This is a genomic window from Flavobacterium aquidurense, from assembly GCF_001404985.1.
Lineage (GTDB): Bacteria > Bacteroidota > Bacteroidia > Flavobacteriales > Flavobacteriaceae > Flavobacterium > Flavobacterium aquidurense_B.
The window spans coordinates 539,752-555,816 of sequence record NZ_JRLF01000006.1; the positions used below are offsets into that span (position 1 = coordinate 539,752).

Genomic DNA, 16,065 nt, shown 5'->3' on the forward strand with positions numbered 1-16,065 from the left:
TATTCCCGCACCATTTTTTTGCAATAGCGATTACTTTTTAATTACTTTTATAACGACAAATTTCACACAATGCGCTGGGTTTACAGACGATTTTGCAAATGGTAGAAAATCCACTATTAAAGATTCCTATTATATTTGGTTATGAATAAAGTATTATTAGTTGAAGACGATCCCAGAGTTGCTTCTTTTATTACAAGAGGACTTGAGGAACATTTATATGAAATCAAAACAATTGCAAAAGGTTTTGAAGCTATAAAAGAGGTTATGGAAAATGACTATAATATCATTATTCTCGATATTATGCTTCCTGATATAACTGGATTTGAAGTTTGCGAAGTACTAAGAAGCCGGAAAATAATAGTTCCAATATTAATTTTGAGTGCGCTCGATACACCACACGAAAAAGTAAAAGGTTTACAAGCCGGTGCCGATGATTATCTGGCAAAGCCTTTTTTGTTTGAAGAATTATTGGCCAGAATAAACGCCCAGCTTCGTCGTGCAGAGTTTAGCACCGGAATTCTGGATTTTCAGTCGTATGCCGGAGTCCAAATTAATATGAAAGAACAAAGCGCGACAAGAGATGGAAAAGAACTTAACTTATCTTCCCGGGAATTAAAGCTTTTGATTTTTTTTATGAAAAACCGCGAAAAAGCATTATCTCGAATCGCTATCGCACAAGCTGTATGGAATATCGATTTTGATACTACATCAAATACTGTGGATGTTTATATAAATTATTTACGCAACAAAATAGATAAAAACTTCCCTACTCCGCTCATTCATACTATCAAAGGAACGGGATATATGCTGAAACAAAAGAGTCATGAATCTTAAAAATAAATTAGCGGTTAATTCTACTTTGCTGTTTGCTTTTATAGTGGGATTGCTTATGGCGGGTTCTTTCCTTTTTTTTAGAAGTCATATGAAAGACCTTTATTTTGACAATCTGGAAGATCATGCGATGACAACAGCATTATTTTATTTTGAAAAAGATGAAATAAAAGAGATGAACAGCTCGCGATATAAACAAATTGAACTTCAGTACAAACGAATCAATAATGAATCTATTCGGGTTTATGATGCTAAAACAAGTAAGATTTATGTAAATGATACTGTAGATTTTGCTTTAAGTGATAAAGACCTGAAAAGTATTGAAAAAGAAAAACTGCAAACTTTTACAAGAGGCAAAAGGCAATTTGTAGCATTATTTTATAAAGACAATCAGGGCGATTTTATCATTGTCGTTTCAGGAATCGATCGTGCGGGTAACCGACAGCTTGAGATTCTTGGATGTATGTTTATTCTGTTTTATCTGGCGGGAATTCCGTTAAATTATCTTTTAGGAACATTTCTGGCAAAGCAGACTTTTCGTCCGTTTACAGAAGTTATTGAAAAAGTAAATACTATAACAACACAAAATCTTCATTCCAGATTAGATGTGCCTAACAAAAATGGTAAAGACGAAATTAAAGAACTCGTTACTACCTTTAATTATCTTCTGGAAAGATTAGAAAGCGGCATCATGATTCAGAATAATTTTCTGAAAAATGCTTCACACGAACTAAAAACCCCGCTTACCATTATTATTGGAGACATTGATGTATCACTGCAGCAGCCAAGAACAAACGAGCAATACGAGCAAATATTAAAATCTCTTAGAAAAGATACTTTACATCTCAAAGCTACACTTGAAGGCCTTCTTGTATTATCAGGACTTGAATTGTCTGAACCTCAGCAAATGGAAACCGTAAGAATAGATGAAATCTTATGGAATGTTCTCGAAAAGAAAGCCATAGAATATCCGGAATCTAAGATCTCTGTGAATCTCGATGCTATTGCCAATCAGGAAGATTTACTTTCTGTCTCTGCCAATAAACACATGCTTTTTATAGCGTTGTACAATATTGTGGATAATGCCGTAAAATTCTCCTTTGCTAAACCAGTAGAAATATTTGCACTTTCAGACCAAAATAAACTGGTAATTAAAATTACAGATTATGGTTCCGGAATTTCAGAAAATGATCAAAAATCTATTTTTGATCTTTTTTACAGAAGCGATAATACGCGCCACATTCAGGGACAGGGATTGGGTCTTTTTATCACGATGCAAATACTCAAACTTCATCATATTAAGTTAATAGTAGATTCAGATTTAGGAAAAGGAACTTCGTTTTCTTTGGTGTTTCCTTGAATAAAATAGCTTTCGAAGGAACGACATATATTTATTATAAAATCGATAAATATGTCACCCCGATGGGGCTATTTTGAAATATGGATATTTAATTTTCTATAAATATATCGTCCCTCCGGGACTTTATTAACAGCCTAAAAAGAGAGCTCCGGAGGAGCCTAATATTTATAGCAAATATATACCCGCCCAATTCTAAGCTCCAGCGGAGCGATATATTTTTATTATCTAATTCTTAAAAATGTCACGATAAGGTTTTGTTTAAATATTTTTAAATTACACTCAGCACGTTAAATAATCATTTATTTTCATTAGGATACTTCTCCCTTAGATTACCAATTTTTGCGATCGGTAACATTTGCTTAACACTCTAATCTTTTTCTAATCTACTTTAAATCTAGCTTTAATCTACTTATTTTTAGCTTTTTACACAAGTAGTTGATTTTAAAGAGCTAATTCCTTTCTCTTGAAATAACATCTTGATAATCCTAAGTTAACAATGAATTGTTTTATGATTTTAAGTTAACAAAAGCGTTAAATCTGATCGAAACAAAGGGAGTTTCTTTGTCAAATAAAAACTAAAAACAACATGACAAAACTAAAACTCTTTTTTTCGGCGGTAATGCTTCTCGTAATGGGAAACATTTTTGCCCAAATTACAACCTCATCCTTATCTGCAAAAGTAAATGATGGTACAAGCCCTCTTAACGGAGCTGAGGCTACATTAACACATTTACCTACCAATTCAGTTTACACAGCTGTAACTGATAAGCAAGGCAGATTTAGTTTCGAAAATTTAAATGCCGGTGGTCCTTACCAATTAGAAATTAAAAGTGCGGGCGCCAAAGATTACTCTAATGCACAAATACATTTAGCGCTTGGCGATAACGATTTGCCTACAATTGTGGTTAGTAAAGCAGATGACAATGTTTTGGAAGAAGTGGTAATAACAAGTTCTAAACCGTCTTCTAAAAACAACGGTACAAGTATTAATGAGAAAAAAATTAATGGTTTACCGCTAATCAACAGAGGAATTCAGGATGTTACAAAACTGGTTCCGCAAAGTTCTAACAACTCATTTGCAGGAACCAATTTCAGATACAACAACGTAACTATTGACGGTTCGATAAATAATGATGCGATTGGTTTTAGTCCTTCTTTAGGAGGGCAATCCGGAACATCAGGAATGCCGGGAAGCAGTACACGCTCGAATTCTATAAGTTTGGATGCAATACAGGATATTCAGGTTTATATTGCTCCTTATGACATTAAATTAGGTAACTTTTTAGGAGGAAGCGTAAATGCCGTTACCAGAAGCGGTACAAATGAAGTAACCGGATCTATTTACAGTTATGGAAGAAATGCTGCCATGACAGGTCCTAATAACGCAGGTGATGGTTCTAAAATGCCTAAATCTTTTGGTGATTACCAAGTTGGTTTTAGATTAGGTTTACCAATTATTAAAGACAAATTGTTCTTTTTTACCAATATGGAATACGCAGAACGAACAGATCCTTTGTTTTATAATGCCGGACAAACAGATTCTAACGGAAAATTAACTTCATTGGTTGATAATGCTACGGCACAACAAATTTCGAATTTCGTTAAAACAAATTACGGATTTGATCCGGGAAGTTATGGCGCATACAACAACTTTGCAAAGAGCCAGAAATTCTTCAATAAATTAGATTGGAAAATTAATGACAAACATTCTCTTTCGTTAAGAAACAATACGGTTATTTCTCAGGCTTCAAACTTAGAGCGTGATGCAGCAAATTTCAGGTTTTCAAGCATGGATTTCACTCAAAAAAACCAATCCAGCAGTACGGTTTTAGAATTAAAAAGTCATTTTAACAACCAATGGTCCAACTCTTTTATTGCAAGTTACTCCGCCATTAAAGATTACCGTGATCCAAAATCAGGCAATGCAATGTTTCCCCAAGCAGAAATTGGTTATAACGGAGGAACTATTTTCTTAGGAAATGATCGTGAAGCAACTGTTTTTAACATGAAACAAAATACAGCCGAAATCACAGACAACCTTACGTATAAAACAGGAAACCACACTTTATTGTTTGGTACACACAACGAATTCTACGACATTAATTACGGATTTGTAAATGCCCTTAACGGAAGAGTTTCATACAAATCCCTGGCAGATTTCTACAGCAAAACCCCTACCCGAGTTCGCGGAACCTATCCTTTTGACGGTTCTACTAGAGATGAGATTTTTAATAATCCATATGCTAAATTCAAAGTAAATCTTTATAGCGTTTATGTTCAGGATGAGATTAGAATTGGCAACAAATTAAAAGTTACTCCGGGTGTGAGAGTTGATTATACAGATTTGCCAAATAAACCAAAATTAAGTCCACAAGTTCAAAATTCTCCTGCTGATCCTAATTATGGCACTACATACAGTTATACGCCATTAAATCAAATTAGCAACAACTTTTTTACAACTGCATTAGTTTCTCCAAGAGTAGGATTTACATATAATGTAGACGAGGATAAAACGCTTGTTTTAAGAGGCGGATCCGGAGTATTTACAGGCAGGATTCCGTTTGCATGGTTAGGATATGCCTACTATAATGATGGTGTAGGTTACGGAAGTTATGACAAAAATAACCTTACTCCTGCTCAGGTTGCAGCAGCAGGTGATCCTTTGGCAACGAATGGATTAAACGGATATCACGACGCAACGCCAAAAGTACAGGCAGATTTAGTAGATAATAAATTTAAAATGCCGGCAGTTTTAAGAAACTCATTGGCTATTGATAAAATCATTAACGGGTATAAATTTACAACCGAAGGTATTTATACTAAAGTAATTCGTGATCTTGAATTTCAACAAGTAAATAAACTGGATAATCCAACTTATTTCTCTTATGATACCAATCACCAAATGCCAATTTATGCAGCTAATATCAATTCTGCTTTCTCAAATGCTTATTTGTTATCAAATACAAGCAAAGGATATAGATACAGCATTACAGAGATGATCTCAAAATCATATGATTTTGGTTTTAACTTTATGGTGGCGTATACTTATGGAGATTCTCGTGATGTAACAAACGGAATTCGTAATTCTATGGAAAGTAACTTCCAGATGAACCAGTCTTTGACGCCTAATGATCCTCAATTGGCAACTTCAAATTTTAATATCAAACACAGAATCGTTTCTAATGTAGGATATGCAGTAAAATTAGCTGATAACAATACTTTCTCTGCCAATGTATATTTTAATGCACAATCAGGAAATCCGTTTTCATGGGGATTTGTAAACTCTACAATTGCAGGAACCGGACAAGCAGGAGGATTAGCTTATATTTTTAAAGATGCAGCAGAAGCAGCTAAATATATTGGGGTAAATGCAGCGGGAGTTCCATCAGCTACAGCAGCTCAACAAGTGGCAGATTACGAAGCTTTCATCAACGGAAATGACTATCTAAAAAGCCGAAGAGGAACCTTCACACAAAGAAATGGTGATACGACTCCATGGAACATTCAGGCAGATTTGAAATTAATGGATGAAATAAAAGTGGCAAAAGTGGGTACATTTCAAGTTTCATTTAGCATGGCAAATATTGGAAACCTTATCAATAAAGATTGGGGAAGAAGTTATTTTGTTCCCAATACCTATAACTCAACAGCAAACCTTGGTTTAACAAAATCAGGAAACTTAGGCGGAGTTGCTACTGGCGACCCAACATATACTTTCCAGAAACCTACGGCAACACCTTATACTATAGATCAATTAGCCTCAAGATTTCAAGGACAACTTGGCGTTAGGTATTCTTTCTAAAGATTGTGTTTTTATTTTTTTACTATCCCCCAGTTTCATGCGGTTTGAAACTGGGGGATTTTTTTTATGAATTTCTCCCTAAATATCTTCCTGATAGTCAAAAAAAAAGATACCATTTACGATATCTTTTTTCTTTGACTATTCAATTTTCACTGACTTAATCTCTATTTTATTATACTGGGCAATAGATTTTGGCTGGCTCCAGTATTCTATAATGGTCTTGATTACCTGCTTGAATTTAACATAATCAAAAGGCTTCACAAAATAGCTGTGCGTAGGCAGCGAATAGGGATCGATTACAAAACTCTGCTCAAATAATGTTGTAAAAAACAAATACGGACAGTTAAACATCGTTCCTACACCATTATCAGGGTTAGTTTCCATAACCTTGTAGTTCATAACATTCAGCAAAACAATATCAGAGAAAACCAAAAAAGGTTTTATTTTATTGCGCAACATATAATTGCAGGCTGCTTCGGCAGTATTAAAATATATAATCGAGTTGGCGTAATTTAATTCCATAAAAACCTCAATAAATAACTTTCGGTCTTCTTGTTTATTCTCGATTATTACTATAGGTCCTTTTTTATTCATAGTAATAAGTTTAAATTCTTATTTAAAATGTGCCGTAATTAAACGCACAAATTCTATGTAAATATTTTAAAATAAGCGCAGAATAACTTACAAAATCCTTTTTTCAAATTATATAATTTTCATTCTATACCCTTTTTATAATCTCTTGTCGTAATATGCTGAAAATTATATAATTACTCTACAAAATCGTATAATTAAATATGTATGTGTTGATATTAATTTTGATTTAACCTTTTAACATTCAATGAAATGAATTTAACATTCGATGAAATGAATTAAAAGGAATTTTATTTTATCTATTAATTTAACATCTAACATTATGAACACTTCAAACCACAAAAACAGCAGTACTACGAGTACAAAATCAACAGATAAAAAAACAGGTACTTCAAAAAGTACTACAAAATCTGCCGATACTAAAAAGTCTCCAATGACTAAAAAGTAAACCTTTAATTCATTATATATGATAATAGGAAATAGTGAGAATTACGGTCGGGATGACCGTAATTTTTATCATCCAGAAGATGATGTCCGTCAGAATCCTGATAAAAAAGAAAACGATCTTTATGCTGTAAGTCACAATAATGACGAAAGTTATGTTGATGAATATCAAAAAAGAAACGATGAAGAATACGAAGACGATGAGGAAATCTTTAATCAGACTGAAGATGAAAACCAGGATGATTTAGATCAAAATTTCTCTAATGCTCTTGACAGGGAAAACGAAGACGACGATTATGCTGAAGATGATGATCTCGATGAAGACCTTGATGAAAGTGATTTAGATGATGATCTTGTAGAAAATTATGATGAAAATGATCGCGATCCTGACAGTTTTGCTACAGATAACCTGAAGCAGGATGAACTGGACCAGGAATACGACATTGATCAGGATCTTGAAGAAAAAGATCCTGTAAATAATCCCAGAAAATTTTAAGCATTGCGCTTTAAAAATAAACCATTCGCAACGAATGGTTTATTTTATTTTACCCCAATTACAGACCAAAATCAGATTCGCAAGTTATCAATGTACAAATCAATTTACTATGGATATTTATATTATTTTACAACTAATAATAGTTTCGATCGCAGCCACATCGGCGATGACGTTATTTAGCTATGCAGCATCAGCAAGCTTTCGGGAATTATATAAAGAACCTGTTTTGCTGACATTCATGCTAACCAAACTTCATATGGAATTAGCTCCTTTGACAAAATCAATATTAGCCTGGTTACTTCATTATTTTATAGGTTTACTTTTCGTGCTGGCGTACTATTTTTTATGGGTAAGGAATATTTTACCTGTTTCGTTCCTGAGCGCATTTTTACTGGGATTTATAAGCGGCATTATTGGCATTCTGGGCTGGATGATCATGTTTAAAATGAGTGATCATAAACCTGAAATTGATTTTAAAGGCTATTATTTTCAGCTGCTGTTGGCACACATTATTTTCGGTCTTATTGCAACCGCAGTTTACTCCCTTTCAATAACTATATTAATATTAGCAAAATCATATGTCACTGTCTAAATACAATCAAAAAAGAGATTTTAAACAAACTAAAGAACCCAAAGGTAAAGTCGAAAAATCAGCAAGCGAATTGATTTTTGTAGTTCAAAAACATGCTGCTTCACATTTGCATTATGATTTTAGGCTTGAGATGGATGGGGTTCTTAAAAGCTGGGCAGTTCCTAAAGGTCCGTCGATGAATCCTGATGATAAACGTTTGGCGATGATGGTAGAAGATCATCCCTATAGTTATAAAGATTTTGAAGGAACGATTCCTGCCGGAAATTACGGTGCCGGAAATGTTATCGTTTGGGATAATGGTACTTATACTCCGGATGAAAAAATGGCAAATCCTGAAAAAACTTTATTGGCTGGTCTTAAAAAAGGACATTTAAGTTTTAGTCTAAAAGGAAAAAAACTCAAAGGCGAATTCTCACTGATAAAACTCAAAGGAAAACAGGAAAATGCCTGGTTACTTATTAAAAAAAGTGATCCGCATGCATCTGAAAGTGATGTATTGAATAAAAACAAATCAGTACTTTCTGAGAGAACATTAGAGGAACTCGAAAAGAATTCTAAAAAATTAAATAAAGAGATCACGGAAAAGAAAAGTACAAAAAAAGAGAATCATTCATCTCAAAAACCGGCTGTTTTTATCAAACCTATGCTCGCCACTATACGAGAAAAAGCATTTGATGATGCTGACTGGGTTTTTGAAAACAAATATGATGGTTACAGGGCAATAGCTGTAATTAATCCTGGTGATGTACAATTGTTTAGCCGAAATGAATTGTCTTTTAATACCAATTTTAAACCCATTGCAGATGAATTGCATAAAGTAGATCATATTGCGGTGTTAGATGGCGAAATTGTTGTTGAAGAAGAAAATGGAAAAGCGAATTTTCAGCTGCTTCAGAATTATCTTAAAACAGGTTTGGGTACTTTGAAATATTATGTTTTTGATTTGCTGAATTTAGACGGAAATCCAATTACGGATTTATCACTTCTGGAAAGGAAAGAATTGCTTAAAATTCTGTTCAATAAATATGATTTTAAAAATATTTTTTACTCGGAACATACTGTTGAAAAAGGTCTTAACCAATTTGAACTTTCGATAAAAAGCAAAGACGAAGGTATAATTGCAAAAAAAGCCGACAGTACTTATATTTCTAATAAAAGAAGCAATGACTGGCTTAAAATTAAAACTTCGAATGCAGAAGAAGCTATAATTATTGGAATTACTGAACCTAAGAAATCCAGAAAATACTTTGGCGCAATTTTACTTGGGCAATATTATGGAAAAAGACTTCAGTTTATTGGAAAATGCGGAACAGGTTTTACAGATCCTACACTTAAGGAATTGTATACGACCTTAAAGCCCTATTTTGTAAATGAATCTCCACTTAACGAAAAAATTGCGTTAAAAGATGAAATTCAGTGGGTGAAACCTAAATTAGTGTGTCAGGTTAAGTTCTCAGAATGGACAAATGACAAACATTTGAGACATCCTGTGTATTTGGGTTTGCGAATTGATAAAAAACCAAATGAGGTTTTTGTGCCTTCGAACATTAAAGCAGATGTTACACCAAAAACGAAATTCAAAGAAGATACAATGAAAGAAAAACCAACTCAGAAAACTGAAAACGATTATGATTTGAAAATAGGAAAAACCACTTTGCACCTCACCAATCAAAACAAAATTTATTTTCCTGATGATGGTATTACCAAGGGAGAAATTGTGCAATATTATAACGAAGTGGCTGATTTAATCCTTCCGTATCTCAAAGACCGCCCGCAATCCATGAATCGTTTTCCTAACGGAATTGACGGTTCTAGTTTTTATCAAAAAGATGTCGATGTAGATAAAGTACCAACCTGGTTAAAAACAGAAAAAGTTTTTTCAGAATCGAATGAAGAATACCTTAATTATTTGATTTGCAATGACAAAGCAACACTACTTTATATGGCAAATTTAGGCTGTATTGAAATGAATCCGTGGAATTCTACTATAAAACAGATCGAAAATCCGGATTGGCTGGTTATAGATATCGATCCTGAAAAAGATAATTTTGAAGAAGTGGTAAAAACGGCTTTAACGGTAAAAGAAGTTCTGGACGAGCTTGAAACCGAATGCTACTGCAAAACTTCGGGCGCCACAGGATTACATGTATATATTCCGCTTGGAGCGCAATATGACTACGATTCTATCAAAATTTTAGGTGAATTACTGGCAACAGAAATACAATCGCGATTGCCAAAAACAACTTCTCTGGAACGAAGTATCAAGAAAAGAAAACATAAAATATACATTGATTATTTACAAAACCGACGCGGACAAACGCTCGCAGCACCTTATTCTGTAAGACCTAAACCTGGAGCAACGGTTTCAACACCACTAGAATGGAGCGAAGTAAACCTGCAATTGCATCCATCACAGTTTACGATTAAAAATGTGATGAAACGTTTTGAGAAAAAAGGAGATTTATGGAAGCCTGTTTTAGGAAAAGGCGCTAATATTAAAAAAATATTACACAAACTGGAAAATAGAAATCCCCATTAAGAGGATTTCTTTTTTTCCAGACTTGCTTTTAGCATCGCCATTAAATCATCGTTTTGTTTGTGAACGACTTTTAATTTTGGAGCGGTTTGTTTTTTGCCTTTTGATTTATTCTTAATGATTTGCAAAAGTTTGGCGGTATATTCGTCTTTATAAGCGCTGATATCAAATTTTTCAGTAAGCTGATCGATTAACTTTTCGGCCATATCCATTTCCTTAGTGGCTTTTTTTGAAGCCGCAGGAAGTTTTAAGTCAGATGTGTCCCTGATTTCCTGTTCAAACCTGATTCGGTTTAATAAAATCACGTTTTTATATGGTTTTAAAATCGCCAGGCTTTCTTTGTTACGCAATACAAAACTCGTTACCCCTACTTTACCGGATGCTTCAAGCGCATCACGAAGCAAAGCATACGCATTCATGGCACCTTTATCAGGCTCCAGATAATACGGTTGTTCGTAGTAAATACTATTGATTTCGCTTTCTAAAGCAAAACTCTGAATGTTGATAGTTTTCGTTTTTTCGGCATCGGCGGCTTCAAAATCAGCATCTTCAAGAATGACATATTTATCATCAATTTTATAGCCCTTTACAATATTGGCATAAGAAACTTCTTTGCCCGTATTTTCATTCACTCTTTTGAATTTAATGTTGGCATGATCCTTTTCATCCAGCATATCCATATCGATACTGCTTTCCTGCACGGCAGAAAATATTTTAATGGGAATATTAATTAACCCAAAACTAATTGATCCTGTCCATATTGCTCTCATAACTTTATTTTATAAAATTGAATTTCCTTCGACCCATTTTAAGGCTTTATTGAAAGCTAATTTTTTAAAACCACGTAATTCACCTGTACTGTTAAATGTAAATCCGTCATTAAAATTAATTTCTTCAGAGTCAGAAACAATGGCAACCCTGTTCCAGTTGTCAAATTGCTGTAATCCCAGAACAGCATCCTGAAACCATACATTTTCAGTAAAATTCTGAACATCCGTATCCAGTGCAAACAAAAAATTAATTTCATTTGATTGTTTCGATAATCCTTCTAATTCAGGCAAAATGACGCTTTTAAAATCATCTGTTGTAACCTGACCAAGTGCTCTAAAAGCAATTAAATTATTTGCTGTTTCTATTTTATGTATCATATCGATTATGGTTTAATATTGTATCTAATAAATTCTTTTTCAGAAGGTTAAAATTACTTTACTTCTGATCTTAAAATTTTACACGATTATGAGCGGATATTACAAAACTTCAATAATGTATTTATCAGTTAAAACAACGCAAGATTTTTTCACGCAGATATAGCAGATACAGCAGATTTTATTTAAATAATAATCCGCGTGAATCTGCATAAGTCCTTTTAAATCTGCGGGAAAACTTTATTAAAAAAACATTCCGAAATAAAACTTCAATAATGTATTTATCAGTCAAAACAACGCAAGATTTTTTCACGCAGACATAGCAGATTACAGCAGATTTTATTTAAATAATAATCCACGGGAATCTGCATAAATCCTTTTAAATCTGCGTGAAAACTTTATTTAAAAAAACATTCCGAAATAAAACTTCATAAAAAAAGCTCCAAATCAAAAAGACCTTGGAGCTTATAATTAAATTTAAAAAAAATTATTTCTTTGCTGTAGCTGCTTCTTCAATAATACGCAATACTTCTGTTGGGTGCGAAAGCATTACTACGTGGCTTGCTTCGATTTCTGTAGTTTTAGAGTGCGCTCTTTTTGCCATAAATCTTTCTAATTCCGGGCTTATTGCTTTATCGCTTTTTGCTAAAATATACCAGCTTGGTTTTGTTTTCCATGCAGGTTCACCACTTTTGTCTGCAAATACACCTTGCGCTGCAGGAGTTTGTGTTGCATGAATCAGGTTTTGATCTTTTTCTTTAAGATCCTGTGCAAAAACGGTTTTCACACCTTCTTTAGACAAATAAATAAAACCATCAACCGGTTCCAGATAATTACTTAAAGTAACTGCCGGACCTTGCGCAGATAATGATGGAAGTGTCTCTCCTAAATCAGGAACTAAAGCTGCTACAAAAACCAAACCTTTTACCTTAGGATCATTTCCGGCTTGTGTAATGACAAAACCTCCCCAGGAATGCCCTACTAAAATCACATTTCCTTTTGCCTGAGCAATGGCTCTTTTGGTAGCAGCAACATCATCAGCTAATGAAGTAATCGGGTTTTGAACTGAAATTACCGGATATCCTTTTGCCTGCAAAGCGACAATTTGGTTTGTAAAAGAGGATCCGTCAGCCCAGATTCCGTGTACAAAAATAATAGTTGGTTTAGTAGATGATGCTTCTTGAGAATACATTTTAGTAGTACTAAAAGAGACCAAAAGTGCGAAAGCTAAAATTTTAATTGTTTTCATTTTTTAATTATTTAGTGTTTAATTTATTTATAGTTATGGCAGGATTGCCATTTTTTGTTTAAGTATTATTTTAATGCTGTGATCGTTGCCAAGCGTATCATTTTTAAGAGACATTCTATTTCCTTCAAATTTTTGATAATTGGAATTTTGATTTTTCGGCAGCCATTCTAAAATTTCGAAGGCTATTAACTTTCCGGAAATAATTGCCCCAATCCAGTTAGGATCTGATTGTTGCTGCCAAGTAATCCGTACTAATTTCTCTCCTTTCTTTAGATCCGTTTTGTTAGCTCTGATTCTTTCTATTGCAATTTGATTTCCGTACAATAATGATGTTGTATGTTTTTTATTATTGATCGAAGAATTAATAACATGCAGACCTGAAACCTTATTCAGTAATGCATCCGGAAGTGAAGCCTCGTTATTCAAACCCTTATCACTCGTTTTATCTGAGCAGGCAAACAGAAAAAATAAAGAAAGAATTGCTGTAAAATATAATATCGTTTTCATATTTATTGACGTATTGGAAGTGTGAATACATAATCGTTTTTCTCCATAGGTTTATGGCAATTCATGCATTCAATAACAAAATCAGCACTTTTACCATACGGAATCAATTCTGTTGTTTTGAATCTCGAAAATCCCCAACCATTTGTTTTCTTGTATTTATTATGATCCTTAATCATAAATTCTACTTGTTTAAAAGCGCCCTGAGAAATATTTCCATCTTCATCTTCAATTTCATCATACGCAGCTTTGGCTATAATAGTACCATCCGGCCACGGACTAATTTTCTTTTCCCTGATTGCTTTTACGGCGATATCATTACCAAAAATTATACGCATTGTACCATTATCAAGACGTTGCGTTGTACTTATCACCGCCCAGTTTTTATAATTGGCTATATAAGCGATTCCGTTTGGAGCTTTTGGTATTTGTGCCAGTTTTTGAGTTTTCTTTATAGCTTCTGTCTGTTGATGCAATGCATTAATTTTTGCAGTATCCTGAGGTTTATTGTTTATCCTTAAACTCCAAATATAATTCTGAAGCACTTTCAGGTCTTTTTGAGATACTTTTGCTTCAGGATGTGCAAAGGTGTAACTCTCTAATGGCATTGCTCCCTGAGAAACCTGATTGACAGACTCCCATAGTTTTGCTTTTTGATCTGCCGGTGATAATTTATCCCATTCAGAAAAATTAAGTCCGTTTCTGCCATCTTTTATATGTTGTGCTACCAACCAGTAAGCCGGAACTACTTTATCATACCAACTTAAATTAGTTTCATTAGAATGACAATCGTAACAAGAGTTTCTCAAAATAGTTTGTACTTCATGAGGTACTTTTAAATCTCCTGTAACTGGTGGATTTGTAATTTCAGGATGTATAAATTGTATTGCCGCAAAAATCACAACCAATATGGCTAAAGGAATCATGATGACTTTTCTTTTGTATATTTTCTGCTTTTTCATATCGTTGGTTTTTCTGTAATCACTAAAATTGGAACTTGATTTAACCTGTAAAAATCAAAATCAGAGAGAATAAAAATAATCTCGTTTTGAAATTTGATACTGCAAATGAACGACTGTTTACCGCCTGAAATCAAAGAAAACTGCGCGAAAGGGAAAAAATGAACTTAAAAGGGAATAAAAAGAAGGGAACAGAATTTGGCCTTATCCTCAAAATAATAATTCATGAAATTTTAATCTCTCGTTTGAAATTTTTGCTGCTTTTTTGTCTTAAAAATAATTGTATCCAACCCATTATTATTAATTAAATTTGGCTGTTGAATACAAAACCTTCCCATGAAAAAAGACAAACTTTATCTTTTTACTTTTTTATCCTTACTCGTTGTCGTTTACATCTGCGGTTATTTTAGCATGAACTATCTCGTAGGTTTAAGTACAGAACAATTTTTGAAAATACAGATCGAATCCAGTAAAAGAGAAGCCAAAGAAATGGCAAATCTGATTTCGTATCAGGCACAGCAAAACAAAGATAAACAAGTCATTATCAATAACGTACAGAAAAGCATTGAAAAAACCGACATGCAAACCGGATTTATCTGTATGTTTGACCAGAACGGCAAAGAAATTTGTCATCCTGATCCGGCAAGAATTGGCGCCATGACATTGCCTAATGAATCGTATATTTCTAAAACACACAACGAAGTAAACTCTGAAGACTTTTATACCTATTTAAAAAATAAAACAGAAGGCGGCGGTGTCAGGAATTTTAATAATCCTGAGATCGATTCTGAAATTATATATCTCTATCCCGTTAAAAATACCGATTGGATTATTGCCTCACACGCTAATCTGCAAAGTATTAACAAACAAGTCCAGGATTTAAAATTCTACTTTATACTCGTTTATATTAGTACCGGAGCTTTGATCGTTTTACTTTCTTTTTTTATGATCCGCCTTTTTGGAAGCCGTTACGAAAGAAAACTGGAACAGAAAAACGAAACACTTTTTAATGAAGTATTAAGCCTTTCGAAACTGAATTATGACCTGACGAGTTACAAATCGAAATTAGAATCGAATGAACACCTAAAAACTACGGATATCTCTGCTCCTGCTTTAAATAAAAAACGGATCCTAACGAACCTGAAAAATGAAATCGTTACGCTCGAAATAGAACAAATCGCCTATATCTACATGGAAAACACGATCACTTACGTGAAAGATATAAACGGAAAAATTTCAACCAGCAACAATAGTCTTGAGGAAATTTACAGCGAATTAGACAACACGATCTTTTTTAGGGCCAACAGACAATTTATTCTGGCTATAAAATCGATAGACAAGATTTTGAAATATGGCAACAATCAACTAAAAATTGAAGTCGTACCAAAATCTGCCATCGATGTAATTATCAGTAAAAACAAAGCCGCCGAATTTAAAGCGTGGTTAAATAAATAGAGAAAAGGAATATTTCAAGTCCCACACGGACGACATATTTGTAGAAAATAAAAAATCATAATCATTTTCTAGTCCCAGAGGGACGACCTATTTATAGAAAA

At 33.7% G+C, this 16,065-nt stretch carries 14 protein-coding genes; 8 read left to right on the forward strand and 6 right to left on the reverse strand.

The features are described 5' to 3' along the window. The first annotated feature begins 141 nt into the window (after window positions 1–141). The 3 genes from RC62_RS03985 to RC62_RS03995 all read left to right on the forward strand — a co-directional run bounded on the left by RC62_RS03985 (window position 142) and on the right by RC62_RS03995 (window position 5,993). A complete protein-coding gene (locus RC62_RS03985; RefSeq protein ID WP_055092811.1) occupies window positions 142–834 on the forward strand; it encodes a response regulator transcription factor in 693 nt (230 codons plus the stop codon). Continuing rightward, window positions 824–2,191, forward strand: a complete 1,368-nt coding sequence (locus tag RC62_RS03990) for a sensor histidine kinase (protein WP_245176778.1) — start codon at window positions 824–826, stop codon at window positions 2,189–2,191. The genes RC62_RS03985 and RC62_RS03990 overlap by 11 nt, the downstream gene beginning before the upstream one ends. A gap of 586 nt (window positions 2,192–2,777) precedes the next feature. Beyond that, complete coding sequence (locus RC62_RS03995; RefSeq protein WP_055092813.1) at window positions 2,778–5,993, forward strand: TonB-dependent receptor; 3,216 nt, start codon at window positions 2,778–2,780, stop codon at window positions 5,991–5,993. 138 nt (window positions 5,994–6,131) lie between these two features. On the opposite strand, the gene RC62_RS04000 is transcribed toward RC62_RS03995, so the two are convergent. Further along, window positions 6,132–6,587 carry a hypothetical protein gene (locus RC62_RS04000; RefSeq protein WP_055092814.1) on the reverse strand — a complete coding sequence of 152 codons (456 nt, stop codon included), beginning with the start codon at window positions 6,585–6,587 and terminating at the stop codon, window positions 6,132–6,134. A 319-nt stretch (window positions 6,588–6,906) separates the two neighbouring features. On the opposite strand from RC62_RS04000, the gene RC62_RS23175 reads away from it, so the two are divergent. The 4 genes from RC62_RS23175 to ligD all read left to right on the forward strand — a co-directional run bounded on the left by RC62_RS23175 (window position 6,907) and on the right by ligD (window position 10,655). Then, window positions 6,907–7,032, forward strand: a complete 126-nt coding sequence (locus tag RC62_RS23175) for a hypothetical protein (protein WP_262494058.1) — start codon at window positions 6,907–6,909, stop codon at window positions 7,030–7,032. A gap of 18 nt (window positions 7,033–7,050) precedes the next feature. Next, window positions 7,051–7,524 (forward strand): hypothetical protein, encoded by a 474-nt coding sequence (locus RC62_RS04005; RefSeq protein ID WP_055092816.1) that lies wholly within the window; start codon window positions 7,051–7,053, stop codon window positions 7,522–7,524. A 109-nt stretch (window positions 7,525–7,633) separates the two neighbouring features. Further along, window positions 7,634–8,116, forward strand: a complete 483-nt coding sequence (locus tag RC62_RS04010; RefSeq protein WP_055092981.1) for a hypothetical protein — start codon at window positions 7,634–7,636, stop codon at window positions 8,114–8,116. Further along, window positions 8,103–10,655: a DNA ligase D gene (gene ligD, locus RC62_RS04015; RefSeq protein WP_055092817.1), complete on the forward strand. Its 2,553-nt coding sequence runs from the start codon at window positions 8,103–8,105 to the stop codon at window positions 10,653–10,655. The genes RC62_RS04010 and ligD overlap by 14 nt, the downstream gene beginning before the upstream one ends. Here ligD and RC62_RS04020 read toward each other — a convergent pair. The 5 genes from RC62_RS04020 to RC62_RS04040 form a co-directional block, all read right to left on the reverse strand. Beyond that, the gene (locus tag RC62_RS04020) at window positions 10,652–11,422 is read right to left on the reverse strand and encodes a Ku protein (RefSeq protein ID WP_055092819.1); all 771 of its coding nucleotides are present in this window, start codon (window positions 11,420–11,422) and stop codon (window positions 10,652–10,654) included. The genes ligD and RC62_RS04020 overlap by 4 nt on opposite strands. Before the next feature lie 9 nt (window positions 11,423–11,431). Continuing rightward, the gene (locus RC62_RS04025) at window positions 11,432–11,800 is read right to left on the reverse strand and encodes an STAS/SEC14 domain-containing protein (protein WP_055092821.1); all 369 of its coding nucleotides are present in this window, start codon (window positions 11,798–11,800) and stop codon (window positions 11,432–11,434) included. Window positions 11,801–12,284: 484 nt separating this feature from the next. Further along, a complete protein-coding gene (locus RC62_RS04030; protein WP_082421211.1) occupies window positions 12,285–13,046 on the reverse strand; it encodes an alpha/beta hydrolase in 762 nt (253 codons plus the stop codon). Between the two features lie 33 nt (window positions 13,047–13,079). Then, window positions 13,080–13,553, reverse strand: a complete 474-nt coding sequence (locus RC62_RS04035; RefSeq protein WP_055092823.1) for a hypothetical protein — start codon at window positions 13,551–13,553, stop codon at window positions 13,080–13,082. Between the two features lie 2 nt (window positions 13,554–13,555). Continuing rightward, complete coding sequence (locus RC62_RS04040) at window positions 13,556–14,512, reverse strand: heme-binding domain-containing protein (RefSeq protein ID WP_055092825.1); 957 nt, start codon at window positions 14,510–14,512, stop codon at window positions 13,556–13,558. A 333-nt stretch (window positions 14,513–14,845) separates the two neighbouring features. On the opposite strand from RC62_RS04040, the gene RC62_RS04045 reads away from it, so the two are divergent. Beyond that, window positions 14,846–15,964 (forward strand): LytTR family transcriptional regulator, encoded by a 1,119-nt coding sequence (locus tag RC62_RS04045; RefSeq protein ID WP_082421212.1) that lies wholly within the window; start codon window positions 14,846–14,848, stop codon window positions 15,962–15,964. The last annotated feature ends 101 nt before the right edge of the window (window positions 15,965–16,065 follow it).

Bases quoted from the DNA above. Each gene is read 5' to 3' on its own strand.
- RC62_RS03985 (WP_055092811.1), top strand. From the start codon at position 142: ATGAATAAAGTATTATTAGTTGAAGACGATCCCAGAGTTGCTTCTTTT.
- RC62_RS03990 (WP_245176778.1), top strand. From the start codon at position 824: ATGAATCTTAAAAATAAATTAGCGGTTAATTCTACTTTGCTGTTTGCT.
- RC62_RS03995 (WP_055092813.1), top strand. From the start codon at position 2,778: ATGACAAAACTAAAACTCTTTTTTTCGGCGGTAATGCTTCTCGTAATG.
- RC62_RS04000 (WP_055092814.1), bottom strand. From the start codon at position 6,587: ATGAATAAAAAAGGACCTATAGTAATAATCGAGAATAAACAAGAAGAC.
- RC62_RS23175 (WP_262494058.1), top strand. From the start codon at position 6,907: ATGAACACTTCAAACCACAAAAACAGCAGTACTACGAGTACAAAATCA.
- RC62_RS04005 (WP_055092816.1), top strand. From the start codon at position 7,051: ATGATAATAGGAAATAGTGAGAATTACGGTCGGGATGACCGTAATTTT.
- RC62_RS04010 (WP_055092981.1), top strand. From the start codon at position 7,634: ATGGATATTTATATTATTTTACAACTAATAATAGTTTCGATCGCAGCC.
- ligD (WP_055092817.1), top strand. From the start codon at position 8,103: ATGTCACTGTCTAAATACAATCAAAAAAGAGATTTTAAACAAACTAAA.
- RC62_RS04020 (WP_055092819.1), bottom strand. From the start codon at position 11,422: ATGAGAGCAATATGGACAGGATCAATTAGTTTTGGGTTAATTAATATT.
- RC62_RS04025 (WP_055092821.1), bottom strand. From the start codon at position 11,800: ATGATACATAAAATAGAAACAGCAAATAATTTAATTGCTTTTAGAGCA.
- RC62_RS04030 (WP_082421211.1), bottom strand. From the start codon at position 13,046: ATGAAAACAATTAAAATTTTAGCTTTCGCACTTTTGGTCTCTTTTAGT.
- RC62_RS04035 (WP_055092823.1), bottom strand. From the start codon at position 13,553: ATGAAAACGATATTATATTTTACAGCAATTCTTTCTTTATTTTTTCTG.
- RC62_RS04040 (WP_055092825.1), bottom strand. From the start codon at position 14,512: ATGAAAAAGCAGAAAATATACAAAAGAAAAGTCATCATGATTCCTTTA.
- RC62_RS04045 (WP_082421212.1), top strand. From the start codon at position 14,846: ATGAAAAAAGACAAACTTTATCTTTTTACTTTTTTATCCTTACTCGTT.